Origin of the sequence: Lysinibacillus sphaericus OT4b.31 (genome assembly GCF_000392615.1) — a bacterium.
Taxonomy (GTDB): Bacteria; Bacillota; Bacilli; order Bacillales_A; family Planococcaceae; genus Lysinibacillus; species Lysinibacillus sphaericus_B.
Map to the genome: position 1 here is coordinate 381,814 of NZ_KB933398.1, position 23,616 is coordinate 405,429.

Annotated in this window: 22 protein-coding genes; 11 read left to right on the forward strand and 11 right to left on the reverse strand. The window is 38.7% G+C overall.

Translation table 11 applies throughout. The features are described from left to right. Positions 1-5: 5 nt before the first annotated feature. Entirely contained in the window at positions 6-2,897 is a 2,892-nt protein-coding gene (locus H131_RS01810) for an ATP-binding protein (protein ID WP_010857335.1), read from the forward strand. Then, a complete protein-coding gene (gene yhaM, locus H131_RS01815) occupies positions 2,894-3,832 on the forward strand; it encodes a 3'-5' exoribonuclease YhaM (RefSeq protein WP_010857336.1) in 939 nt (312 codons plus the stop codon). Before H131_RS01810 ends, yhaM begins: the two co-directional genes overlap by 4 nt. A gap of 56 nt (positions 3,833-3,888) precedes the next feature. Here the strand turns inward: yhaM and H131_RS01820 are convergent, their stop codons facing one another. Further along, positions 3,889-4,860 carry a peptidylprolyl isomerase gene (locus H131_RS01820; protein ID WP_010857337.1) on the reverse strand — a complete coding sequence of 324 codons (972 nt, stop codon included), beginning with the start codon at positions 4,858-4,860 and terminating at the stop codon, positions 3,889-3,891. A gap of 145 nt (positions 4,861-5,005) precedes the next feature. Between H131_RS01820 and H131_RS23375 the strand changes: the two genes are divergently transcribed. After that, entirely contained in the window at positions 5,006-5,113 is a 108-nt protein-coding gene (locus tag H131_RS23375; protein ID WP_080647610.1) for a YjcZ family sporulation protein, read from the forward strand. Positions 5,114-5,275: 162 nt separating this feature from the next. Here H131_RS23375 and H131_RS01825 read toward each other — a convergent pair whose 3' ends face one another. The 6 genes from H131_RS01825 to H131_RS01850 all read right to left on the reverse strand — a co-directional run bounded on the left by H131_RS01825 (position 5,276) and on the right by H131_RS01850 (position 9,174). After that, positions 5,276-5,461, reverse strand: coding sequence for a hypothetical protein (locus tag H131_RS01825; RefSeq protein ID WP_010857338.1), 186 nt, complete (start codon positions 5,459-5,461; stop codon positions 5,276-5,278). Between the two features lie 70 nt (positions 5,462-5,531). After that, the gene (locus H131_RS01830; RefSeq protein ID WP_010857339.1) at positions 5,532-6,077 is read right to left on the reverse strand and encodes a DUF3267 domain-containing protein; all 546 of its coding nucleotides are present in this window, start codon (positions 6,075-6,077) and stop codon (positions 5,532-5,534) included. Positions 6,078-6,276: 199 nt separating this feature from the next. After that, a complete protein-coding gene (locus H131_RS01835; protein WP_010857340.1) occupies positions 6,277-6,837 on the reverse strand; it encodes an HTH-type transcriptional regulator Hpr in 561 nt (186 codons plus the stop codon). Between the two features lie 162 nt (positions 6,838-6,999). Beyond that, positions 7,000-7,389 carry a YtxH domain-containing protein gene (locus H131_RS01840; RefSeq protein WP_010857341.1) on the reverse strand — a complete coding sequence of 130 codons (390 nt, stop codon included), beginning with the start codon at positions 7,387-7,389 and terminating at the stop codon, positions 7,000-7,002. A 193-nt stretch (positions 7,390-7,582) separates the two neighbouring features. Further along, positions 7,583-8,116 carry a tryptophan transporter gene (locus H131_RS01845; protein WP_010857342.1) on the reverse strand — a complete coding sequence of 178 codons (534 nt, stop codon included), beginning with the start codon at positions 8,114-8,116 and terminating at the stop codon, positions 7,583-7,585. Positions 8,117-8,760: 644 nt separating this feature from the next. Next, positions 8,761-9,174, reverse strand: a complete 414-nt coding sequence (locus H131_RS01850; RefSeq protein WP_010857343.1) for an HIT family protein — start codon at positions 9,172-9,174, stop codon at positions 8,761-8,763. A 104-nt stretch (positions 9,175-9,278) separates the two neighbouring features. Here H131_RS01850 and H131_RS01855 point away from each other — a divergent pair, with 104 nt between their 5' ends. Together H131_RS01855 and H131_RS01860 are read left to right on the forward strand one after the other, a co-directional pair. Further along, a complete protein-coding gene (locus H131_RS01855) occupies positions 9,279-10,028 on the forward strand; it encodes an ABC transporter ATP-binding protein (protein WP_010857344.1) in 750 nt (249 codons plus the stop codon). Next, positions 10,012-11,196: an ABC transporter permease gene (locus H131_RS01860; RefSeq protein WP_010857345.1), complete on the forward strand. Its 1,185-nt coding sequence runs from the start codon at positions 10,012-10,014 to the stop codon at positions 11,194-11,196. The genes H131_RS01855 and H131_RS01860 overlap by 17 nt, the downstream gene beginning before the upstream one ends. Positions 11,197-11,370: 174 nt before the next feature. Here H131_RS01860 and H131_RS01865 read toward each other — a convergent pair whose 3' ends face one another. Together H131_RS01865 and H131_RS01870 are read right to left on the reverse strand one after the other, a co-directional pair. After that, a complete protein-coding gene (locus H131_RS01865) occupies positions 11,371-12,531 on the reverse strand; it encodes an amidohydrolase (RefSeq protein ID WP_010857346.1) in 1,161 nt (386 codons plus the stop codon). Between the two features lie 22 nt (positions 12,532-12,553). Then, entirely contained in the window at positions 12,554-13,072 is a 519-nt protein-coding gene (locus tag H131_RS01870) for an antibiotic biosynthesis monooxygenase family protein (RefSeq protein WP_010857347.1), read from the reverse strand. 230 nt (positions 13,073-13,302) lie between these two features. On the opposite strand from H131_RS01870, the gene hemE reads away from it, so the two are divergent. The 3 genes from hemE (at position 13,303) to hemY (ending at position 16,875) form a co-directional block, all read left to right on the forward strand. After that, on the forward strand, positions 13,303-14,352 hold the full coding sequence (hemE, locus tag H131_RS01875; RefSeq protein ID WP_010857348.1) for a uroporphyrinogen decarboxylase: 1,050 nt from the start codon (positions 13,303-13,305) through the stop codon (positions 14,350-14,352). A 154-nt stretch (positions 14,353-14,506) separates the two neighbouring features. Next, positions 14,507-15,427 carry a ferrochelatase gene (hemH, locus tag H131_RS01880; protein ID WP_010857349.1) on the forward strand — a complete coding sequence of 307 codons (921 nt, stop codon included), beginning with the start codon at positions 14,507-14,509 and terminating at the stop codon, positions 15,425-15,427. Positions 15,428-15,441: 14 nt separating this feature from the next. Further along, the gene (gene hemY / locus H131_RS01885) at positions 15,442-16,875 is read left to right on the forward strand and encodes a protoporphyrinogen oxidase (RefSeq protein WP_036129716.1); all 1,434 of its coding nucleotides are present in this window, start codon (positions 15,442-15,444) and stop codon (positions 16,873-16,875) included. A gap of 207 nt (positions 16,876-17,082) precedes the next feature. On the opposite strand, the gene H131_RS01890 is transcribed toward hemY, so the two are convergent. Next, complete coding sequence (locus H131_RS01890) at positions 17,083-18,834, reverse strand: collagen-like triple helix repeat-containing protein (RefSeq protein ID WP_010857351.1); 1,752 nt, start codon at positions 18,832-18,834, stop codon at positions 17,083-17,085. Between the two features lie 482 nt (positions 18,835-19,316). Continuing rightward, on the reverse strand, positions 19,317-20,393 hold the full coding sequence (locus H131_RS01895; RefSeq protein WP_010857352.1) for a glycosyltransferase: 1,077 nt from the start codon (positions 20,391-20,393) through the stop codon (positions 19,317-19,319). Positions 20,394-20,586: 193 nt separating this feature from the next. On the opposite strand from H131_RS01895, the gene H131_RS01900 reads away from it, so the two are divergent. From H131_RS01900 to H131_RS01910, 3 genes are read left to right on the forward strand one after another with little or no spacing between them, the layout of a single operon-like run. Next, positions 20,587-21,549: a YncE family protein gene (locus H131_RS01900; RefSeq protein WP_010857353.1), complete on the forward strand. Its 963-nt coding sequence runs from the start codon at positions 20,587-20,589 to the stop codon at positions 21,547-21,549. Further along, the gene (locus H131_RS01905) at positions 21,546-22,229 is read left to right on the forward strand and encodes a response regulator transcription factor (RefSeq protein ID WP_010857354.1); all 684 of its coding nucleotides are present in this window, start codon (positions 21,546-21,548) and stop codon (positions 22,227-22,229) included. Before H131_RS01900 ends, H131_RS01905 begins: the two co-directional genes overlap by 4 nt. Beyond that, entirely contained in the window at positions 22,226-23,614 is a 1,389-nt protein-coding gene (locus H131_RS01910; protein WP_010857355.1) for a sensor histidine kinase, read from the forward strand. Before H131_RS01905 ends, H131_RS01910 begins: the two co-directional genes overlap by 4 nt. Positions 23,615-23,616: the final 2 nt, after the last annotated feature.

The window sequence follows — 23,616 nt, forward strand, 5'->3', positions numbered from 1 at the left end:
AGGACATGCTAACAATACAAAAAATCCAAATATACGGCTTTGGCAGACACGAAAATGTCACTATCACCTTACAAGATGGTGTTACAATTTTTTATGGTATGAATGAAGCTGGGAAAACGACGATTCAGCAGTTTATATTACAAATCTTTTTTGGCTTTCCAACAAAGCAACAAGCTCAGCGAAAATATGAACCGAAAACATCAACGAAATATGGTGGTCAGCTAACGATACTTCATCCGATGTATGGCCAGTGCACAATCGAGCGAGTCAAAGGCAAAGCGACTGGTGATGTGACCGTTTATATGGAGGACGGTGCTAAGGGCCATGAGGAACTTTTAGCGAAACTATTGCATGGCTATACAAGAGCATCATTTGAGGCAATCTTTTCTTTTTCTATTCATGAACTTCAAGGCATTGAAAAAATGTCTGAAGAAGAGTTAACACATTTATTACTTGCATCTGGCACGACTGGCATGCATCAGTTATCCGCACTTGAAAAGAAATTAGACAAGGATGCTGGAGAACTATTTAAAAAGGCAGGAAAGCTACCGCTCATTAACCAAAAAATTGAGTATATGAAGCAACTTGAAAAGACTGTTAAGCAAGAGCAAACAGCGATTCATACATTTGAGGACAAATCACTCACATTACAACAACTTGATCACAAGCTAGCGCATTTGAATAAACAACAAAAAGAGCTACAACAAAGCTGGCAGCAACTTACGATATTGAAGCAGGCAATACCACTTATTCATCAACAACAGTCGCTACAGCAGACCTTAAAAAACTATGTACAAGTCCAGTTCCCACCTGAAGGGATAAGACGTTATGAGCAGTTAAAGGACCGTCTAACCCATGAAACATTACAAATGGCGCAGCTAAAGGAGCAATATCAGGTTTTACAAAACAAGCTACAATTAACGGTAGATGAGACAATGGTTGATGAAATGGCACGACTGATGCATCAAGAAGCAACATGGAATCAGTTACTCGTTAAGGAGCAGAACTTAATCGATGAGCTTTTCTTAATCGAACAAGATATTGATGCGCAGTTTCGTTTATTAGGTGTCCAAGAAAAAGTAGCACAAAAAATCCTTCTTGAGGAAACCGTATCACTACAGCAAGAAGAAAAGTTTCAGCAGCAGTTAAGTGTTTTGCAAGAAACTGAAGAAGAGCTGAAATTTCATCTACATGCGATCGAGCAAATACATGTGGAGCTTGATGGTATAGCGCGACAGAAAAAGCAACTTGAACAGGAGTCATTAACGACTGAGGAACAACATATTTTAGCACAGTGGCCTCAACAAAAGAGAAGACTTGAACAATTGCGACAAGCGAGGTCGCAACGCACGAAACAAAAGCAGCCTACATTATTTATATTCTTTACTCTAGTTATAAGTTTGTTGGCTGTGCTATATGGCGCTTGGCAAAAAAATATGGCAGTTATCATTGGCGGGGTAGTGATGTCACTATTATCTATAGTGATTTTAAAACGTGCATGGCCCGTTGGTGAGACTACAAGCGAGCAAAATAAGCAGTTACTACGGGAATTAGAGCAAGAGGAAAATATTGTTCAAGTTTTACGCATGAAAAAGCAACGACTCGAGGATCGTCGGATGCTGATAACTGAGCAACAGCAGGAAAAAGAACGTCAATATGCACAGCTAGAACATAAAATTCAGCAGGCAGAGCAGGTAAATGCTGAAAGTACTCAAAAGCTGCAAAGTTTTTTAGGACGTTATCGTTTAGAAGGGAATGTGCCTAGAACTTTATTGCCAGAGCTGTTTATGCGTATTCGTGGTGTACAAGAACTGGAAACTAAGAAAAAAAGTATATCGAAACTATTTCAGTCTATACAAACTGAAAAAGTAACGCTATTTGAGCAGATACAGAAGGTACTACAGGAAAGTTATAGTGAGCAGGAAATTTTTATGCATCTGCGTGCATTCTATCTTACTGTACAAAGAGAACAACAAGACATGGTGCACACCAAAGAGCAGCTCACTAACCTGACAGACAACATGCAAGAAGTAGAGCCTCTTATGGAAAACTATGAATCTGAAATCGCTCAGTTATTTAGTACTGCAAATGTACAATCGGAGGACGCTTATTACGAGACTTTTGCACAGTACGAGCAACAGCAAAAACTAAATACGGAGCTACAAACAATTCAGAATCAGTTAGCCTCACTTGAAGTAATCAAACAAGAGACAATTATGACCGAAGAGCAACTCAGTGAGAAAATGCAAGCGCTAGAAGAACGTCGAAATGCAATCCAGTTAGAAATCGATCGTTGCTTAGAAGAGCGAGCCACACTACAAATGCAAAAAGAGTTTCTACTCAATGATGAAAAATATGGACAATTGTTGCAACAATTTGAGCAAGAAAAAACAGCACTACAACAGTTAATCGAGCAGTGGACTACTAAAAAGGCGTTAGCAACAGCGATTCATGAGACATTATTTCAACTTCGTGAGGAAAAATTACCCCAAGTACTTTCGCAGGTCAATGAAATTTTTAATACATTAACTGGTAGTCGTTATGACAAGCTCTTAATCAGTGAGGAAGGTCATTTTGAGGCACAAGCAGTTTCGGGATTGCGTTATCATGTCGCAGAATTATCGCAAGCCACGAAGGAACAAGCCTATATTTCTTTACGACTAGCACTTGCAAAAACCCTTGTAACAACTGCGCCTTTCCCATTTATTATGGATGATCCTTTTGTCCATTTTGATCGAAACCGCACAAACAAAATGGTACAATTGATGAAAGAAGTAGGATATGAACGTCAAATTTTATATTTTACTTGCCATGAAGCGATGCTCGGGTTTTGGCAAAAAGAGCAAATTGTCGATCTAGGAGCACTAGCAAATGAAAGGGGAGTGACGTCAACATGAAAGGTATTACGACGCTCCAAGTAGGAGAATCAGTTGATCAATTTTTATTAATTAAACAGGCGACAAAAGGTGTTACAACTGTAGGAAAGCCATTTATGTCACTGTTACTACAAGATAAGAGTGGAGACATTGAGGCAAAGCTATGGGATACAAATGAAGATCATGAAAAAATGTACCATGCAGAGGCTATTGTTCGCGTAGGAGGAGAAATCCATGACTATCGCGGCAAAAATCAATTACGCATTAAGACAATCCGTGTTGCAAAAGCAGAGGAGGGAATTGCTATTAACGATTTAGTGCCTTCTTCCGCTACTCCAAAAGAACAACTTTATGAGGAATTAACGCAATTCTTCTTTGATATTAAGAATCCAAATATCTCACGTATCACACGTGCAGCTATTAAAAAGCATCAGGATGCTATTTTAGTATTCCCTGCTGCAACGAAGAATCACCATGACTATGCATCCGGTTTACTGGATCATATGGTATCTATGTTAAAACTAGGAAAGGCAATCGCTGATTTATATCCAACATTAAATCGTGACTTGTTATATGCGGGTATTATTTTACATGATATCGGGAAGGTCGTTGAATTATCTGGTCCTGTTGCGACAATGTACACTGTTGAGGGCAATTTACTTGGTCATATTACAATTATGGTGAATGAAATTGCCAAAATTGCAGATGAGCTTGAGATTGACGGCGAAGAAGTAATGCTCTTGCAACATCTAGTGTTATCACATCATGGTAAAGAAGAGTGGGGTAGCCCTAAAAAACCAATGATTCAAGAAGCAGAAATCTTGCATTATATCGATAATATTGATGCCAAGATGAACATGCTCACGCGTGCACTCGGCAAAACAGCGCCTGGAGAATTTACCGAGAGACTATTCCCACTTGATAATCGCTCATTTTATAAACCGAATATTGAGTAAACAAAAAGGGTTACGCCTGTATGAGCGTAACCCTTTTTCATATAGTAAATTAATCACTATTTAGATTCTTTTTCAGTATCTTCAGCTTTACCTTCTGCTTTGTCTTCTTCAGCAGCTTTTTTAGCTTCTTCTTCAGCAGCTTTTGCTTGATCTTCACTTGTCGTTGTGAAGAATTCTAGTGATTGTTTTAAATCTTTATCAGATGTTTTGACGCCAGCATCTTTCGCCATTTTTGCGATGATATCTTTTAGAATTACTTGTGCTTCGCCTGTTTGGTTCAACTTACCAAGCATTGTTGTACGAATGTTTTCTTCTTCGTCTTCGAATTTGCCAATATCCTTCGTATCACGCTTGTCCGTAATTTCGATAACGTGGTAACCAAAGCTTGATTGAACTGGCTCACTTAATGTATTTAATTCAAGTGCATAAGCAGCATCGTTGAACTCATCTACCATCGTACCAACTGAGAACCAACCTAATTCGCCACCTTTTGCTGCTGAACCAGTATCTGTTGAGTATTCTTTTGCCACATCAGCAAACGAAGCGCCGCCTTTAATTTTTTCAATAGCTTCTTTCGCTGTTTTCTCATCAGCTACTAGAATATGACGACCATTTAATTCTGTTTTCATTTGTTCATAATATTTTTTTACGTCTTCTTCTTTAATTGCTTGATCTTTCAATGCTTTTTCTTGAAGAAGTTGAACACGTAATGAATCTTTAAAGCCACTTTCTGTTAAGCCACTTTCAGCAAGTGCTTGTGCAAAGCCATCACCAAATTGAGATGAAGTTGCGTCATAAGCTTCTTTAATTTCTTTGTCTGTTACTTCGTATTTGTCAGCTAATACTTTTTCAGTCAACATTTGTTGAAGAACATATGAGCCCGTTAAGCTTTTCGCTTTTTCGTTAAAGTCAGCTACTGAAATATCGCCTACTTTAGAAGTAACTAATGCTTTGTCATCGGCTCCGCTACAAGCACCAAGGGCTAAAATAGAAGCAGCTAATGTTAAAGATAAAACAGTCTTTTTCATAATGGATATTCTCTCCTAACTTTCATTTCGTCCATTTTTTACTATAACATAAACGATTTAAAAACAAAATGGTTCCCCCCTTGAGTATAGCCTATATTTCAAAATTCGAAGCGCATAGGATATAGAAAAGAAAGGGGGTGAAGTTATGAGCAACGGAGGATACGGTGGTGGCGGTGGCTACGGCTCAGGCTTTGCTTTATTAGTTGTGCTCTTTATTTTATTAATTATTGTTGGTGCAGCGTTCCTATATTAATTAATAAAATGGCGAAAAGCTAAGGGTTTCAAGTCCTTAGCTTTTCTTATCAATGTCTAGGCATTCGCGCCGCACGCATGAGGATGTGGCCAATAGAGTATTGGTCCAATTAGATATCACCTCCGCGCGTGCGGACGGGCGCGGATGCACTTTTCTTTTTCATTATACTGCAAATAAAATTTCAACATAAAATGAGACAAGTAAAATTGTGATGAGTATATTGATAGTTCGGAATATTTTTGGTTGGTTTTCTTCGGGAATTTCACGTCGCATGCAAAGTGCATAGGTCATGCGGTTGATTTGAAATAAATAGAATACCGAGAATAGAACTACAATCATTAATAGCAAGTCTATTCCTCCCCTCTTTCTGTATTACTAGCATAACAAAAAACGCCGATAGAACACAAGTACAAGCAATTTAGTTAATTGTTGGTGGAACTAAAATTTCATAGCCTTTAGGCGTTTCTTCAACTTGGGCATCTTTAGGTGAATTTAATAAATATTTCACGTAAAGTATATCAATTAAACATAAACTACAATGATACGCTAAAAGTAAGGTTCCGTAATGCGTATAGGTAGGTAATAGCAAAGTACCTAGCAGAATAATTGAATTTAGTACGATAAACGGCGTTAGTAATGCTAAAATATAACGGTTTTTTGATAAAGGTTCGCGAATACGCATGTGCAATACAGGAATAAAATAAAATTGGACACGCACGCGCAATTTGAGATGCTGGCGTAAGTCAAATAAAGCAAAAAAGTGAAGACATTTATGAATCGGATAAAGTGCTAGTACGGCAATAATGAATAGCCAGAACAAATGATCAGTAAATTGTTCATCATGAAATAAATTAAGTGTCACATAGGATACTGAAAAAGTTGATAAAAAAACAATCACAGCCAACATACTAATTCGTGTAGTCCCATAATGATGTTCTAGATTTAAAATTTTCCAACAATGCATTGAATATCAACTCCGGTATTAGGAAGGGTCCTATTTAATGTAAATTGATTTTTGCGAGAATGCAAGAAAAAGGAGGTATCTCAGAATTGTTTCTGAAATGCCTCCTTTTAGCATGATTTTGTGCGTAACACTAAAAGCACGATCAGTTCAATCAACGAATAAACAGCGAAGGCATAACTTTGCTAATGGAAGGTGCACCTTATCCTTTTACTGTTGGCCGTTGTTCTATCGTATCAAAGGTATCACGGAAGTGTTGGAATGAACGCTCGAAAATATCGATGAAGTCCTCACCGTAAATATTACGAATGACAGCCATAACATCTAAAAATTCTGGGAAACGACCATATAAGTCTTTTAGTGCTAACGAACCCTCGAGAACAGAGTGATACGTATTATGATAATTGCTATTCATCTCGATTATCAGCTCTGTACCAGTTTCTGTTAGTTCAACGTAAGTATTACGTTTATCGTCATCGCGTTTCGAAAACTTTAGGAATCCGCGCTCTTCCAATTTTTTTGAGAAGTTAAATGCTGTTGAAACGTGCATCACTCCAAATTTGGCTACGTCAGATATGGACGCTCCTTTTAAATGATACGAGATCCATAAAATATGATGCTCGTTAATGTTTAAATCGTAGGGTTTAATCCACTGCTGCCAATCTTTTTCAACCGCTTTCCATAAGGCTTTTGATAATTGCGCAATTCTTTGACTATAAAGCATCGCTTCTTTTTGAGTGTATAATTCCTCTGACAAAGCCATCACCTACTGCTTTCTTTAGCATTTTAAAAATATTATAGCAATAAAGGAAAAAAGTTTAAAGTTAGAAAAATTAAAAAATTGAAATGTGGTTGAAAAGTAATAATATAATCATAGTTTTTATTAATAAAAAATAATTTTTATCATCATTTATAGACTTTGGACCTACTTTATTTCTTGCGGTTTTTTCTTTTTATCAGTGAATTGTGCAATATTTTTCTCGATTTCGCTAATTGAATTCTGTAACGATTCTATTTCTTGTTGTAGATTATTCTTAGTAGGTTCGATTTCTTCAGTAAATTTAGTGATGGACTGTTTTAATTCATTTATTATTTTAGGTATATTATTTTTGGCTTCGTTTGTTAGTGAGTTTACAGATTGTTTAACATTGCCGGCTTGGTATTTTATATCTTGAAGCTTGTCCTTTGTATTATCAGCGTTTGACAGTAATGTAGTCCGTAATTGTTGTCCAGATTGAGGTGTTGAAAAAAGTACAGCGATGGTGCCACCTACGATTCCAGTTGTTAGTCCGATTAAAAATGGTTTTGCTTTCATGTTAAATCCCTCATTTCTATATTTGTTATCTTACCCTCTATTAAACCATGAAATGCGTATAGACAAAAAGAAAAAAGAAGCTAACCGAGTGATTTTACATCACGGCTTAGCTTCTTTAAATAGTGACTACGCTAAAATGCTCTTTTCACAGTTACATTGACAGTGAGAGCGGAGCATTTAACCCTTTTGCTATTTAAGCTTGAGAAATGGCTGTGTTAAATTTAGAACGTTTCACTAACTTCGCAACGATTGGATAAATAATCACAAAAGCAACAACGTTAAATGCGACGGCTGGTACCACAACACCTACAAAAAGCATTGCGAATGTAGCACCGACGTTAGCATTGAACACGAAAAGGGCAACCGATAAAAATACAGTACCCGATAAAATTGTTCCTAAACCAACTAAAACAGCTGAACCTACAAAATGGCTTACCACTTTTTTCAGCACGATTAGGACTGCCAAAAAGACAAAGCCAGTTACTGCTTTATCAATAATGTTAGGGACTAAACCTGCAGGAAATGTTGTAAATAAACCAGAGAGCACCCCTGTAGCTAAAGAAAGTAAAAACGTTTCTTTCACTGTAGGGAACAATAAAATTCCGATAAACATCATGGTTAACATGAAGTCAGGCTTCATGCCGTTTACCATACCTGGTGTGACCACATAAAGTGCAGCACCGACACCAACTAAAAGTGCCATTAAAACTAAATTCTTTGTATTCATTTCTAATCTCTCCTCGACTATGCTAATCTATTTGTTTCCTAAAGTGTCCTCTTGACCGTTAGCGAAACTTATTTGTGATTGTACGATAAAAATTATTAATTTGCAATATACTATTCTGATAATTAAATCACATATTTATGGGCTAATTACTTATAAAATCCTGCATAAAAAAAGACCATCAAAATGATCGTCTTAGACTGTAGAAAAACTCAAAAAATTGAGTTCGTTAAACAGACTTTTCTTTTAAAATAGAGGTATCTATATGAACCCGTTGATTTCCGCTATGGCAGGGTATGGCTTCAGTCTCCTCGTCGCTATGCTCCGCGGGGCCTTTTCGCTCATGCAATTCCCGCAGAGGTCACCGCCTGTGCTCCCATCAACTAGTGTATGACGACGAAATAAGGATTATCGCAAAAAACAAGTTCCTAACCATCAAAGTTTCTTCCAGTAGTTTCTCTCTTGGAAGTTCATTTTGGGAATAGACTTTAGTTGTTATTATCCATTAGTTGAACAAGCCATTTTTTTAAACCCTTAGTTAAATATAAAAAAGCCCTCAGAGCGTTTCTAAGGGCTTTCTAAGTGTCAAAAAAATTGCGGGTGGCATTAATAATAGTCCATCTGTAATCATATACGGATAAAGAAAACTAAAGATGGGCTTTAATGCTTTCTGCCACATCAGCTAATTGTTCAAGTGTATATTTTTGTGTTTGCCAATTTAAGCCTAAGCCTTCTTTTTCGTCGTAACGCGGAATAAAATGTAAGTGGTAGTGAAAAACAGTTTGTCCAGCAGCAGTTCCGTTGTTGTTTATGGTATTCATACCAATTGGATTAAATGCTGCTTTAATGGCATTAGCCACTTTTGGTGCAGCTGCATATAGATTACGTGCTACATCTTCTGGCATTTCGAAAAGATCTTGGCAGTGCTGCTTTGGAATTAATAGTGTGTGACCTTTTGCTACAGGTGCAATGTCTGCGAAGGCATATACATGGTCGTCTTCATAAACTTTAGTACTCGGAATTGATCCGTCAATAATTTTGCAAAATAGGCAATCGCTCATTCGTAAATCCCCCTTATTTATATATGTAATTTTATTCTATCATACTCATAACTGAATCATTTGCTAATTTTTGATAAAATAAAAACAAGAAGAGGAGTGAGGGCATGTCGGTATTAAACGTACAGCAAGTGACAGGTGGTTATACAAGAAAGCCTGTTATTAAAGAGTTATCATTTACGATTGAAAAAGGGGAACTTGTTGGGTTAATTGGTTTAAATGGAGCAGGTAAAAGTACAACCATTAAGCATATTATCGGAACAATGTTGCCAAAAGAAGGTGACATTCGTTTAAATGGTGTGACGTTAAAGGAAGACACGGACAAGTATCGTACGGCGTTTTCTTATATTCCAGAAACGCCTGTTTTATATGATGAGTTAACGCTACGTGAGCATTTACAGTTAACAGCGATGGCTTATGGTTTAGATGAGGCTTCACTTGCAGCACGTTCTGAAGTTTTGTTAAAGGAATTTCGTATGGAAAAACGACTCAATTGGTTTCCATCCCATTTCTCAAAAGGTATGCGTCAAAAGGTTATGATTATGTGTGCTTTTTTAGTCAATCCGAGTCTGTATATAATTGACGAGCCGTTTGTTGGTTTAGATCCACTGGGTATTCAATCATTGCTTGATCAGATGGACGAAAAGAAAAAAGAGGGCGCTTCGATTTTAATGTCAACGCATATTTTATCGACTGCCGAAAAGCATTGTGACCGAATTATTTTATTGCATGAAGGACGTGTGCGGGCACAAGGAACGATGGCGGACTTACGTAAGGCTTTTGGGATGCCACATGCTACATTGGATGATCTATATATTGCGATGACAAAGGAGCGGGACCATGAAGAACTTGCGTGATGTCTGGTCCTCTCGCTTCATGCATTATATAGGTGAAGTGCAAAAATATATGCAATTTATTTTTACAGGGCATATAGCAATTGTACTTGTATTTCTTATTGGGGCAGGGGGCTATCAATATAGTGAATGGCTGAAAATTATAGCAACCGATTTTCCAGCAGAGCCGTTAATTGCGTTAATAATTGGTGTTTTACTAGCATTTAGTCGACCGACGACATTATTACGTGAGCCAGACCAAGTATACTTATTACCATTAGAATCAAAAATGTCGCAGTATTTTACCAAGGCACTTGCATGGACATTTTGGTCACAGGTATGGATAGTTGCGATTGTTTATATTGTGACTATACCTTTGTTGAAAGCAGTTACAGAGTTAACGACATTCGAAATTTGGACGGTATTTTTCCTTATTATCGTACTGAAGTATTTCAGTGTACAAGGAGAGTTCCGTTATCGATATAGTGAACGTGGACAATTTATATGGGTGGATAGACTCGTACGTGCTGTAATATTTGGTGTAACCGTGTATATGGGACTTCAGACAAAGCCTATCCTTGCCTTTATTGCCGCTGTAATTGGTTGTGCATATATCGTGGTGTTCCGAAAAAAATCAGCAGGAGTGCCTGTGCCATACGAACATTTTGTAAAGTTAGAACAAAATCGTATGATGAGCTTCTACCGCTTTGCTAACTACTTTACGGACGTACCGCATTTACGTGGTAGTATTCGACGTCGAGGTTGGTTGGATTGGCTTTATAAGTTTGTGCCTTATGCAAAGGGAAATACCCAAAAGTATTTGGTGTTCCGTACATTTATACGCACAGACGATCATTTTTATTTATGGCTCCGATTAACGGTGATTTCTGCCGTTATTGCTGCTTTTGTAGATATTCCAATAGTTACGTGGATAGTTGCTGGTGCATTAAGCTTTGCAACAACGATTCAGTTAAAACAGGCTTTATTATCAAGCGGAGAATTCCGTATGGACATGCTATACCCATTGCCAGAGAACGCACGTAATGTAGCAGTCAAACAGGTAGTACGCCTTGCGATGATTGCTCAGACCATTATTGTAGGCCTAAGTGGTGTGGCACAGCCAATGTTCTATGTGACATTCATCATCGTATTTGTTGTAAGTGAATTGACTACGAAGATGTCAAAATCTTAACTAGCGTTGATAGTTTCACTCAGTTGAGACAGGGGAACGCTCTGGAGGCTTGAGTTACCGCTCGGGTAGGACGGAGTACCGCATGTGTAACCCAAGTTATCACTCAGGTCCTAGCTCTAAAAAAATAAAGCTCATTTTTTCCAAGATGATTGGAGAAAATGAGCTTTACCTGTTTTATTTCACAGATTGATATTCTAGAGCGGCGGTTAATAATACCTTCGCTGCAACGAGCATTCCTTTTTCATCGACATCGAACTTTGGATGATGATGTGGCGCGTACTCAACAGGTTCGGCTCCAGTGAAGAAGAATGTACCTGGTTTTTCTTCTAAGTAATAAGAAAAATCCTCACCACCCATTGTTGCTTCAATTTCAACAACTTTACAAATATCCTGTGCGACATCCCTTACAAATAATGTTTCCTTTTCATGGTTAACGATTGCCGGATAACCACGGCGGTAATCTAGTGCAATAGTACAGTCATGAGCAATTTCTGTGCCTTGTACAATACGTTTAAACTCACGTTCCATTGTTTCACGTATACCCTTATCAAATGTACGGATAGTCCCATTTAAATAGGCTGTATCAGCGATGATATTGTCGGCGTTAGATGCAACAAATGAGCCAACCGTGAGAACCGCAGATTCAGTTGGGGCAACACGGCGTGCAACAAGCTGTTGTAGATTCATAACCAGCTGAGAACCGATGACAATGGCATCCTTCGTTTGGTGAGGGTGAGCACCATGCCCGCCTTTTCCTTGAATTTTCATTTCAAAACTATCGACAGCTGCCATCATAGGTCCTACACGATAGCCAATCATGCCAGTCGGATGATTAGATGATAAATGTGTACCAAAAATGGCATCAACACCGTTTAATGCACCTGCTTGTACCATGCCGATTGCGCCTCCTGGATCAGCTTCTTCAGCATGCTGATGAATGAGCACGTACTCACCAGCTAATTCATCACGCATTTCCCAAAGTAGCTTACCTAAGATTAATAATGTGGCAGTATGGCCATCATGACCACAAGCATGCATCACACCAGGAACTTTTGACTTGTATGGCACATCCTTTTCATCTTGAATAGGGAGTGCATCAAAATCTGCGCGTAAAGCAATTGTTTTGCCTGGTTTGTTCCCTTTAATGCGTGCAATGAGTCCGAAGCCACTGACATTTGGTTCAACCGGGACACCGAGCTTTTCATAAAATTGAATAATGTAATTTGCCGTTTCTTGCTCGTGAAAACTAAGTTCTGGATGCATATGTAGATGGCGGCGAATAGCCACCATTTCATCAAAATGATTATCGATTTTTTCAAGTAAATTCTGTTTCATATGTGAATGCTCCTTTTTAAAATTAAGCTTCGTCTTCTTCTGTTGGAGCAACGCTATAAGTTGCAACATAGGCAGCGGCAGAGAAAATATTTTGCTGGCCTACGCCCGTTGGTTTTTCCCGCTCAGCGTGCGCTGTTTTATAGGCTTTGGAATTTTTCCATGCTTCAAATGAGTGCGGGCCATTCCATTGTGTCATGACGATATAGGTATCGCCATTTAATGGACGCAATAAACGAAAGGCTACGAAACCAGGCTCATTCTCGATAGCTCGCGCACGATTTAAAAAACGATGTTCAAATACAGGACGACCTTCATCAGTAACAGGGATATTATTGAAGACAAAAAAACCACGTTCTTCTAATTTATTGACAGTATCTAAAACTTCAAATTTACGTGGTGTGGCAAAGACAGATTTACCTTCAGTTTCATGTATGAGCACCGAGTTCCCATCTCCGTGTATTAGAATCATAGGCTCATTCTGATATTTATTTTTCACCTGCTCCATAAATTCAGACGTACCAGAAGTTAAATAAATATACATAAATTTGTCCTCCTTATGAATGTTCATAATAGCGTGATTATCTCCATTTAAGTGCAACTCTAACGCTTTGTCAAAAAAGAAGACACCAGAAAGAACAATTTTATGACATTTCTCTAGGAAAACTATACAATATCAAAGGAAGCGTTTACTATTGAAAACGGATATCAATAATAATGGAATAAACAAGAGAATTTTACGGATTAAATTATATCGAGGGGAAGGAAATATTCATGACAACATTTAACGATACACTTCTTCGTGCTGCACGAGGAGAAAGAACACAACATACACCGGTCTGGTATATGCGCCAAGCAGGACGCTCTCAACCAGAATATCGTGCGATTAAAGAAAAGTATTCTTTAGAAGAAATTACACATCAACCAGAGCTGTGTGCTTACGTTACAAAATTGCCGGTGGATAATTACAATGTAGACGCAGCTATTTTATATAAAGATATCGTTACACCACTACCTGGTATCGGCATTGATGTGAAAATCAAAGCAGGCGTAGGTCCCGTTATTTCTAATCCTATACGTACAGTTGCTGATGTAGAAAAACTTGGTGAATTCAATGCGAAGGAACATACTCCATTTGTGTTAGAAACGATAAAATTACTAACAGAAGAACAACTGAATGTACCACTCATTTGCTTTGCAGGAGCGCCTTTCACGCTAGCAAGCTATATGATTGAAGGTGGGCCTTCTAAAAACTATAATAAAACAAAATCATTTATGGTATCAGAACCACAAGCATGGTTTGCTTTAATGGACAAACTAGCAGATATGATTATCGCTGATGTTTCAGCTCAAGTTGAAGCGGGTGCCAAAGCGATTCAAGTGTTTGACTCATGGGTTGGGGCTTTAAGTGTCGAAGATTATCGCGTGTTTATTAAACCTGTCATGACACGCATTTTTGGCGAGTTAAAAAAAGAAAATGTGCCACTTATTCAATTCGGTGTCGGTGCAAGTCATTTAGTAAAAGAGTGGCATGATCTTCCGATTGATGTTGTTGGTTTAGATTGGCGTTTACCAATTAAAGAAGCGCGTGCAAAAGGCATTACAAAACCAGTACAAGGAAACTTAGACCCATCATTATTACTTGCTGACTGGTCTGTAATTGAAAAACGGACGAAAGATATTATCGATCAAGGTCTAGAGGTTCCAGGTCATATTTTCAACTTAGGTCACGGTGTGTTTCCAGAGGTTGATCCAGATGTGCTAAAACGCTTAACAACACTTATTCATGAATACAGTGCACAACAAATTCAAGCACGTTATTAAGTAAAGAATGCTGCCCAATAAGTACGAACAAATCTTATTAGGCAGTCTTCTAGTTTTTAGACGTTCGTGAGAAACACTTGTTTGCTTTCGTCACAATATGTTCAATAACATACAAAAAAGATAGTTTAACTATTATTTAGAGGTGAAAAGGTTAATGAAAGAAGTTAGAGGCTTATTAGTAATGGCATATGGTACACCCTACAAAGAAGAAGATATTGAACCCTATTATACGCATATTCGACATGGCCGCAAACCATCAGATGAGCACTTAGAAGATTTACGTAGTCGCTATGTGGCGATCGGTGGTTTATCACCTTTAGCTGCAGCTACGAAAGCTCAGGCGGAAGCTTTATGTGCACGTTTAAACGAGGTACAAGACGATGTAGAATACAAACTATTTATTGGTTTAAAACATATCCATCCATTCATTGAAGATGCGATAGAGGAAATGGTGGCAGCTGGTATTAAAGAAGCGGTTTCTATTGTGTTAGCACCTCATTTCTCAACATTCTCTATCAAATCATATAATGGTCGTGCAACTGATGCGGCAGATAATCGATTAACAATTACATCTGTGGAATCATGGTATGACGAGCCTAAATTTATTGAATATTGGAAGGACAAAGTAAATGAAACGTTTGATGCTATGTCGAATGAAGAACGTGAAAAAGCATGCTTAATCGTATCAGCCCACTCACTTCCTACGAAAATTAAAGAAATGGGTGACCCATACGAAGACCAATTAATCGAAACAGCTCGCCTGATTCAAGAAGCTACTGGTGTGGAGAATGTTGAGGTTGGTTGGCAATCAGCTGGACAAACGCCCGAGCCTTGGTTTGGTCCAGACGTGCAAGATTTAACACGTGATCTTTTTGAGCAAAAAGGTTTTCGTTCATTTGTTTATACCCCTGTTGGCTTCGTTACCGAACATTTAGAAGTTCTATACGATAATGATTATGAATGTAAAGTTGTATGTAATGAGCTTGGAGCAAACTACTACCGTCCAGCTATGCCTAACACTCATCCATTATTTATAGATGCGATGGTAGACGCCATTCATAAAAAACTAAGCTAAGCGAAAAGAAAGTGATGATGTTGGTGACTCAAAAAAGACGAAAGGTAGTTGTAGTAGGTGGTGGCATTACAGGCCTAACAGCTGCGTTCTATATGCAAAAGGAAGCGCGCGCAAAAGAATTGCCCTTAGATATCGTACTTGTCGAGTCGTCATTGCGCCTTGGCGGGAAAATACAAACACTAAAAAAAGATGGCTTCATCATTGAACGTGGACCAGAATCCTTTTTTGACCGTGAAAATCATATTCATGTACTTGCACAGGATTTAGGCATTGAACAACAGATAATCACAAGTAATTCAGGGCCAACTTACGTAGCTGTTGGTAGTCAATTATATCCTATTCCAAGCAGCCTAATGTCTGGAGCAACGCCACATATCTCGTCATTCATTACATCAGGGTTGTTTTCACTCAGCGGGAAAATTCGTGCAGCGGGAGACTTTGTTCTCCCAAAATCTGCACAGGATGACGACCAACCTTTAGGAGAATTTTTTAGAAGAAGATTTGGAGCAGAGATTGTAGAAAATCTAGTAGAGCCTTTACTAGCAGGAACATTTGCTGGTGATATTGAGCAACTAAGCATGCATTCTACATTTCCACAGCTGTATGAATTAGAGCAAAAGTATCGCAGTTTACTTATCGGAATGAAAAAGGCAGGTACGAATTTTTTAAGTAATAATCGCATTGCAAAAGATAAGGGGATTTTCCAAACATTTGAGAATGGACTGGAAACACTTATTGAAAAAATAGAAGAATCTCTCTTGCCAGGGACAGTTCTAAAAGGTGTCAAAGTAGAGGGAATTGAACATGGTAAAGATGGGACTGTGCAAGTTGTTTTAAATAATTTCTCTCAAATTAAAGCAGATGGAGTGATCCTTGCTACACCATTTAATGTGACAGAGAAAATGTTTAATAAGCACCAGCTATTAACTGAACTGAACTCTATGAAGGCTGCAACAATTGCTACGGTGACTATGGCTTTTAAAAAAGAGCAGATTGGAGATTTGGATGCTCTTTCATTTTTTGTCTCTCGAAATAGTGATTTTTCAATAACTTCCTGTACATTTAGCAATCGAAAATGGCCAAGTACTACTCCAACTGATTATGTGTTGTTACGTAGTTATATTGGACGTGTTGGCGATGAAGCCATTGTTGCACTTTCCGATTCAGAGATTGAAAAGACTGTCTTACATGATTTAAGAAAAACAATCGGTATCGATGGAACACCCGTAACAACAGTAGTTTCCCGATGGAAAAATGCAATGCCGCAATATACTGTAGGACATGAAGCAAAGATTGAACGTGTGAAACGAGAATTGAGCGAACATTTCCCAACAGTCAAATTGTCAGGAAGTTCGTTTGAAGGGATATCAATTCCTGAATGCGTTGAACAAGGAAAAAAAGTTGCTTCTGAATTATTAATTGAAATGTTTACACAAGAATGTATGTAAAACAATAATAGGATGTAGTGCAAACTGATGCTAATGAGACACTCAGAAGCAGAAGTTTGTACTTTTTTATTGCATTAAGAGAGTTGGGGAACATGACCAAATCATCTTCTTTATTAAAGCCATCTAACACTAGGTTGTTAATTTTGAACAAGAAAAGAAGGAGGTTAAAGCCTCCTTCTTCTCCTTTGTTGAATGATTGTAAATTTGCTAGGAAATACGATGACAAGACCACACTATCCCACCAGAGTTAGCTCCTCCAAGTGTAAGTGCAATAGTTAAACCATTAGCTTCATAAAATAGGTCGATGACATCACCAGCAGTTAAATTGACTTCACCTGCCAGTGTTACAGTACCGTTACCTAGAACTGCTCGTAAAGTTAACACGAGCGCGACATTTACATTTAATAATGGGAATAATCCACTTATTAAGTTTGTAGTAGCATTTCTGCGAATAGCAAATGATGGGTTTATCCCTCCACCTAAACTTATGCTTAATGCAGCAACTGTTGAATAGTTGATAGTAGCTTCAAATGCGTATCTTCCTGTTGTTGGAACAGTAAATACACCAGTAGTTGGATTAAAGGCAGGTGTTGTGAAATAAGGAGATGCTACGCTCCAGTTGCCAATAGTTGTAGAGCCGCTAACATTCAAACTGTTATTAAAGGCTGAGAAGCCTTCAGTCAATGCAGGACCAGTGGCCCCGGTAGTACCAGTTGATCCAGTTACGCCAGTAGCCCCAGTAGCCCCAGTAGCCCCGGTAGCCCCGGTAATACCAGTAGGACCTGTAGCGCCAGTAGCGCCAGTAGCGCCAGTAGCGCCAGTAGAACCAGTAGAACCAGTAGCGCCAGTAGCCCCAGTAGCGCCAGTAGCGCCAGTAGCGCCAGTAGCGCCAGTAGCGCCAGTAGCGCCAGTAGAACCAGTAGCGCCAGTAGAACCAGTAGAACCAGTGGCCCCAGTAGAACCAGTAGTGCCAGTAACCCCAGCAATACCCGTAGCGCCAGTAGGACCTGTAGTTCCCGTTACACCAGTAGCGCCAGTAGCGCCAGTAACGCCAGTAGCACCAGTGGCTCCAGCAATACCAGTAGCGCCAGTAGAACCTGTCGCGCCCGTTTCACCAGTAGCACCAGTAACTCCAGTAGCGCCAGTAGATCCTGTAGTTCCAGTTACACCAGTAACGCCAGTATCACCAGTAGATCCTGTAGTTCCAGTTACACCAGTAGCGCCAGTAGGACCTGTAGTTCCAGTTACACCAGTAGCGCCAGTAGCGCCAGTAACGCCAGTAACGCCAGTAGCCCCAGTGGCTCCAGCAATACCAGTAGCGCCAGTAGAACCTGTCGCGCCCGTTTCACCAGTAGCCCCAGTAGAGCCTGTAACGCCAGTAGAACCTGTAACGCCAGTAGAACCTGTAACGCCAGTAGCCCCAGTAATACCAGTAATACCAGTAGGACCTGTAGCCCCAGTAGCACCGGTAGAACCAGTAGCACCGGTAGAACCAGTAGCGCCAGTAGCCCCGGTAATACCAGTAGGACCTGTAGCCCCAGTAGAACCAGTAGTGCCAGTAACCCCAGCAATACCCGTAGCGCCAGTAGGACCTGTAGTTCCCGTTTCACCAGTAGCGCCAGTAGAGCCTGTAACGCCAGTAGCCCCAGTAATACCAGTAGGACCTGTAGCCCCAGTGGCCCCAGTGGCCCCAGTAGCGCCAGTAGCGCCTGTAACGCCAGTAGCCCCGGTAATACCAGTAGGACCTGTAGCCCCAGTAGCCCCAGTAGCACCAGTCACCCCAGTAGCCCCAGTAGCCCCAGTCACCCCAGTAGAGCCTGTACTGCCAGTGGGTCCTGTTATTCCAGTCGGTTTGACTGGCCAAACTGGGCATCTTTGAACTGGTCCATTATGACAACAACAAGGATAAGAATGACAATTGTTACAAATTTTATTTATATTAAAATCTTGGAATTTCATTATTTCACCTCCTCTCTCAAGTATCGTATTCATATAGTTGATAGAAGGAAGGGATTATTAACTACTTGTTTCTCTAAATATCTACCAAATAGTGATATTGGTACTTCCATATATTTTATGTGTCTAGTGTTTACTTACTGACTTCTCAAAAAAGCAGGGAAAGACGAAGAGAACCATGGAAATTATTGATAGGGCATTTTATTGAAAGAATTTTAAAAGAAATGTACTGAGATATTTAAACAAGGGGGATTATGAGAGATGGGGTTCACTGATAGTAAACCTCTTATGAATTGATTAAATCATTGAAAATTTTGGGAAATAGAGATGGCCCGGAAAAGTTTTGGAAATCAAGTGTCATCATAAACGCGGAAAAAGCAGACATTCTGATACTACCTAATAAAAAAAAGATGACTTAGCTAAGCTACAGTCATCTATCCATAATTTACGTTGGTACTCGCATTTATAATGAAGGCAGAAGGTTTCTAACTTTCCTTTTTTAAAATACGCTCAAAATAGTTCTTGTTAAACAAAATTTTCTTGTCATTAGGTAAGAACGTTCTTGCCAATTCATTGTGGGCATTCGCTAGTTCGTATTGTTGTAATCGATCATAGAGGACACATAGTTGTAAATGGGGTAACCAAGTAGTGAAGGATTTATCTTGAAAAGGTGCATTCGGTTTTTGTATGATTACAAGCGCTTGTTCGTACCAAAAAATGGCCTCATAATTTTTTACTTGTTCCATAAAGTGAAAGCCCAATCTACAGCATGCTTCAGGTCGCGGGATGTCGTATTCAAAACTCCTCAAGATAGAAGTCAGGTTATTTTCTTTGTCATTTAAATTAGAGTAACAATCTGCTAATTTAAAGCAGGTGCGAATATTATCTTCAATCCACCCCAATTTAGATGTCAGAAATTGCTCATAATAAAATATTGCCTCTTCATAATGCCCATGGTCCAATAATTCGTTGGCATAATAGAAAGTATCACGTGGCGACAGGGATTCTCCAGATTGAACAAGTTGTTTATAGATACTAATATTCCGAGTGTGATCATGGCTGAGGGGTAAATGGCTTACTGCCACATCACTGTCATGCAATGTTCCGCCCACTTCTAAGTATTCATGTACTGCACCAATCCATTGAAATTGTTTATCTCTTTTAACTAAACGATATCTTCTTAAAAGTGAATTAACGTTGCCTTCATCATCGAAACTCAAATTATAGTTCATAGAGATTGCATCACTATCAGCGGGAAATGAGTCTTTCAGTGCTTTGAATTTTTTTTGGTCTTCTTCTGTAAAAACATCATCTGCATCTAACCAAAGAATGAATTCCTTAGTAGCTTGCTGAAATGAATAATTTCGAGCAGCAGCAAAATGATGAATCCATTCAAAATCAAAAATACGATCCGTAAACTGTTCAACAACTTGCTTTGTATTGTCGGTAGAGCCTGTGTCTACTATATTAATTTCATCAACTAAATCCTTTACTGATTCAAGGCATCTACCAATGACCTCTTCCTCATTTTTTACAATCATACATAAACTTATTGTCACCATTTTGTGATTCCTCCTTGCAATAATCTTTGTAGTATATGTGAATTTAGATTTTCTGCTTAGATATGTGCTTATTTGATGCTGTTCTATATAAAAATTTGTAGAATTTGCTGGTTATGTTTGTCATAAATTTACCTTTCAAGTTTCACGCAGATTTCACAATTGTGAAGTATAGTATAGGACAGAGGTGATGACGTTGAAAAAATGGGCGTTCTTCATTTTTTCTTTAGTGCAAATTGCATGGCTAGCGGGATGTTCGGAGAAATCCTTTGAACCAATTGAACGCGAACGGAACTTTATTGCGTCACTAAATATACAAGAGCCATCGCTAGATTTTATAGATGAACATGGGAATGTGATTGCAACGTGGTCATTTGACAAAGCCTATTCAGGAGCATTACTACTCGGAGATGATCGTGTGTTACTATATGGTCATCAACTAGACAAAATAGATGTCTATACGTTATCGACCGGGAAAAAGCTCTATTCAAAAAAGGTAAATATTGGTACAACAAGTGTGTATTATGCTAAAAATGTTAACCAATTTTTTATTGCGAATAGCAAAATGAATACTGTGACAAGCTTTGATGAAGAAGGAAATGAGCTTGCATCACAGCAGCTGGGTAATTATCCGATGTCGATGGCTTCCTATAAGGACCAGTTATATGTAATCAACTATAAAGACACGAAACTTTCTGTGTTAGCAATCGAGGATTTATCGGTAAAGCAAGAATGGCCAATTGAAAAATCATCACATGGTATAGCAATTCTTGAAGAAACAAATGAGCTATGGATTGGTGGACATGGAGAAGGAAGTAAGCCAAATAGTTCAGTGAAGCGCTATGATTTAACGACGGGTGCAGTGAGAGGGGTAATTGAGATGCCTTTAATGCCAGTCGGGTTAACAAAGACAGAGGACAATGTATTAGTTGTTAGTCATGGACACAACGAATTATATGTAACCGATTTTCATGGAAATGTGGAATGGCACCAAGAGGTTGGCGCAAACCCTTTTGTTGTGAATCAGTTTAATGACTACATTGTTGTCGCTGGTTATGACGACCATACTTTATATTTTATAAAAGAGGGTCAAGTTCAAAAAACAGTTGATGTTGGGAAAGGCGCATTTCAATTGTTAGTGAGGGAGGAAAAATTGTGACTACCGTATTAATTGTTGATGATGAGCAAGATATGCGTAATTTGATTGAGATGATGCTGGGTAATTCTAAAATTGAGACCTTTACAGCTGCGAGTGGGACAGAGGCTTATGATATTATAGTGCGCGAACAAATCGATTTGGTACTACTTGATGTAATGATGCCACATGAGGATGGCTTTGTTGTTTGTCAGAGTATTCGTGCGATGTCCGATGTTCCGGTTATTTTCCTTACGGCACGCGATGCAAATGAGGATAAGGTGAAAGGGCTTACACTTGGTGGCGATGATTATATTGTAAAGCCATTTACAAATGACGAGTTGGTAGCACGAATACATGCGGTATTGCGAAGAAGTGGGACAAATATTACAGATTTACAACAGAAATATGTAATGTTTGGGCTAATTAAGCTCGATGAAATTGCACGTAAAGTATCGGTAAATGGTAAAGTTATTCCCCTTACATTAAAGGAATTTGAATTATTGCATTTATTTATGAAAAATCCAGGCAATGCGTATTCACGAGAACAATTACTTGAGCGTATTTGGGATATTGACTATGTAGGTGGAACACGGACTGTTGACACCCATATTAAAACGTTACGCTTGAAGCTTGGAAAGGAAGCAGCGGGGCATATTCAAACCGTCTGGGGAGTTGGCTACCGTTTTGATCCAGGCGAATGAAAAGGATTTCTACACGCATTTGGTTATTAATTTTTGCATTTTTAATCATTACGGTTGTATTTATGTATGTGCTAACAGACTTTTTGTACGAGCAACTCTATGTGGAAGATACGGAAAGTACGATGATTGAAGTAGGAACTAAGCTACAAACGATGTATTCAAGTGGCAAGGTAACAGATGAATTTATTGCAGATGTAGAACATTACAATGATTATTCCAATTTAAATATTTTTGCTGTGCGGAATCCACGTGAGCTTAGTGCTTGTGTACCGTTTGATATTGACTATGAAACACTGATTGGTGCAGAGGAACGTCAACAATTATTAGCAGGCGAATATGTACAAAAGATTGGTTATGAGCCAAGGTTTGATCGCCAACTTATTTCAGTTGTCTTACCCTTAGTAGATCAAAACAGATTAGAGGGCATCATTTATATTTATTTTCCACTAGCAAAAATTAGTGAACTGGCAAGTCAAGAGGTCATCCTCCTATTTGTCAGCGCCTTTTTCTTTTTAATCGTTATTAGCTTCTTTGTCTATAAGGGCTTACGACATATCATGCGTCCATTAAGTGAACTGCAAACAGCTGTCGAACAGATGTCGTACGGTAATTATGAAACACGGGTACCGGTTAATTCAAGTGATGAGATTGGCAAACTATCAAGCACTTTTAATGACATGGCAGAAGCGATCCAGCGTGAAGATGAGATGCAAAAGACTTTTTTAGCAACGGTTTCACATGAATTACGTACACCCATTAGCTATGTAAAAGGGTATAGTGAAGCAATGCAAAAAGGAATTATTGCAGAAGCACAAAAAGAAGAAACGATTCAGCTTATCGTGCGTGAAGCAAACCGGATGGAACGATTAACCAATGAACTTCTTCAGCTTGCACGAATGGAAAATGAACAAAAAGAAATTACTCTATATCCAATTCCCCTTGCGGAAACTTTACGGGAAGTACAGCAAATTTTAATTCATCAAGCTCAAAAAAAAGATATTACTCTACAACTTACAGCGGATGATTCATTGATTGTTAAAGCAGATGAAGTAAAGCTTAAGCAAATTTTTATAAATATTATTGAAAATGCCATCAATTATTCGCATGAACAGTCGAAGGTTGAAATTACAGCAGTTGAAAATAATGAATTTGCTCATATCACAATCAAGGACTATGGTATTGGCATTCCACAGGCAGATTTATCTCATGTCACAGAGCGTTTTTATCGTGTGAACAAAGCACGGAGTCGAGCAGATGGGGGCAGTGGACTTGGCTTGTCAATTGTCGAACAGTTATTAAAGCAACTGCATGGAAAAATAGAGATTGAAAGTGAAGTAGAAAAAGGTACAAAGGTCAACATTACGATACCATTAATGGAGGAATAGAA

What these genes read in the sequence shown, in the direction of transcription:
- H131_RS01810 (WP_010857335.1), top strand. Translation starts at nt 6, where the DNA reads ATGCTAACAATACAAAAAATCCAAATATACGGCTTTGGCAGACACGAA.
- yhaM (WP_010857336.1), top strand. Translation starts at nt 2,894, where the DNA reads ATGAAAGGTATTACGACGCTCCAAGTAGGAGAATCAGTTGATCAATTT.
- H131_RS01820 (WP_010857337.1), bottom strand. Translation starts at nt 4,860, where the DNA reads ATGAAAAAGACTGTTTTATCTTTAACATTAGCTGCTTCTATTTTAGCC.
- H131_RS23375 (WP_080647610.1), top strand. Translation starts at nt 5,006, where the DNA reads ATGAGCAACGGAGGATACGGTGGTGGCGGTGGCTACGGCTCAGGCTTT.
- H131_RS01830 (WP_010857339.1), bottom strand. Translation starts at nt 6,077, where the DNA reads ATGCATTGTTGGAAAATTTTAAATCTAGAACATCATTATGGGACTACA.
- H131_RS01835 (WP_010857340.1), bottom strand. Translation starts at nt 6,837, where the DNA reads ATGGCTTTGTCAGAGGAATTATACACTCAAAAAGAAGCGATGCTTTAT.
- H131_RS01840 (WP_010857341.1), bottom strand. Translation starts at nt 7,389, where the DNA reads ATGAAAGCAAAACCATTTTTAATCGGACTAACAACTGGAATCGTAGGT.
- H131_RS01845 (WP_010857342.1), bottom strand. Translation starts at nt 8,116, where the DNA reads ATGAATACAAAGAATTTAGTTTTAATGGCACTTTTAGTTGGTGTCGGT.
- H131_RS01850 (WP_010857343.1), bottom strand. Translation starts at nt 9,174, where the DNA reads ATGAGCGATTGCCTATTTTGCAAAATTATTGACGGATCAATTCCGAGT.
- H131_RS01855 (WP_010857344.1), top strand. Translation starts at nt 9,279, where the DNA reads ATGTCGGTATTAAACGTACAGCAAGTGACAGGTGGTTATACAAGAAAG.
- H131_RS01860 (WP_010857345.1), top strand. Translation starts at nt 10,012, where the DNA reads ATGAAGAACTTGCGTGATGTCTGGTCCTCTCGCTTCATGCATTATATA.
- H131_RS01865 (WP_010857346.1), bottom strand. Translation starts at nt 12,531, where the DNA reads ATGAAACAGAATTTACTTGAAAAAATCGATAATCATTTTGATGAAATG.
- H131_RS01870 (WP_010857347.1), bottom strand. Translation starts at nt 13,072, where the DNA reads ATGTATATTTATTTAACTTCTGGTACGTCTGAATTTATGGAGCAGGTG.
- hemE (WP_010857348.1), top strand. Translation starts at nt 13,303, where the DNA reads ATGACAACATTTAACGATACACTTCTTCGTGCTGCACGAGGAGAAAGA.
- hemH (WP_010857349.1), top strand. Translation starts at nt 14,507, where the DNA reads ATGAAAGAAGTTAGAGGCTTATTAGTAATGGCATATGGTACACCCTAC.
- hemY (WP_036129716.1), top strand. Translation starts at nt 15,442, where the DNA reads ATGATGTTGGTGACTCAAAAAAGACGAAAGGTAGTTGTAGTAGGTGGT.
- H131_RS01890 (WP_010857351.1), bottom strand. Translation starts at nt 18,834, where the DNA reads ATGAAATTCCAAGATTTTAATATAAATAAAATTTGTAACAATTGTCAT.
- H131_RS01895 (WP_010857352.1), bottom strand. Translation starts at nt 20,393, where the DNA reads ATGGTGACAATAAGTTTATGTATGATTGTAAAAAATGAGGAAGAGGTC.
- H131_RS01910 (WP_010857355.1), top strand. Translation starts at nt 22,226, where the DNA reads ATGAAAAGGATTTCTACACGCATTTGGTTATTAATTTTTGCATTTTTA.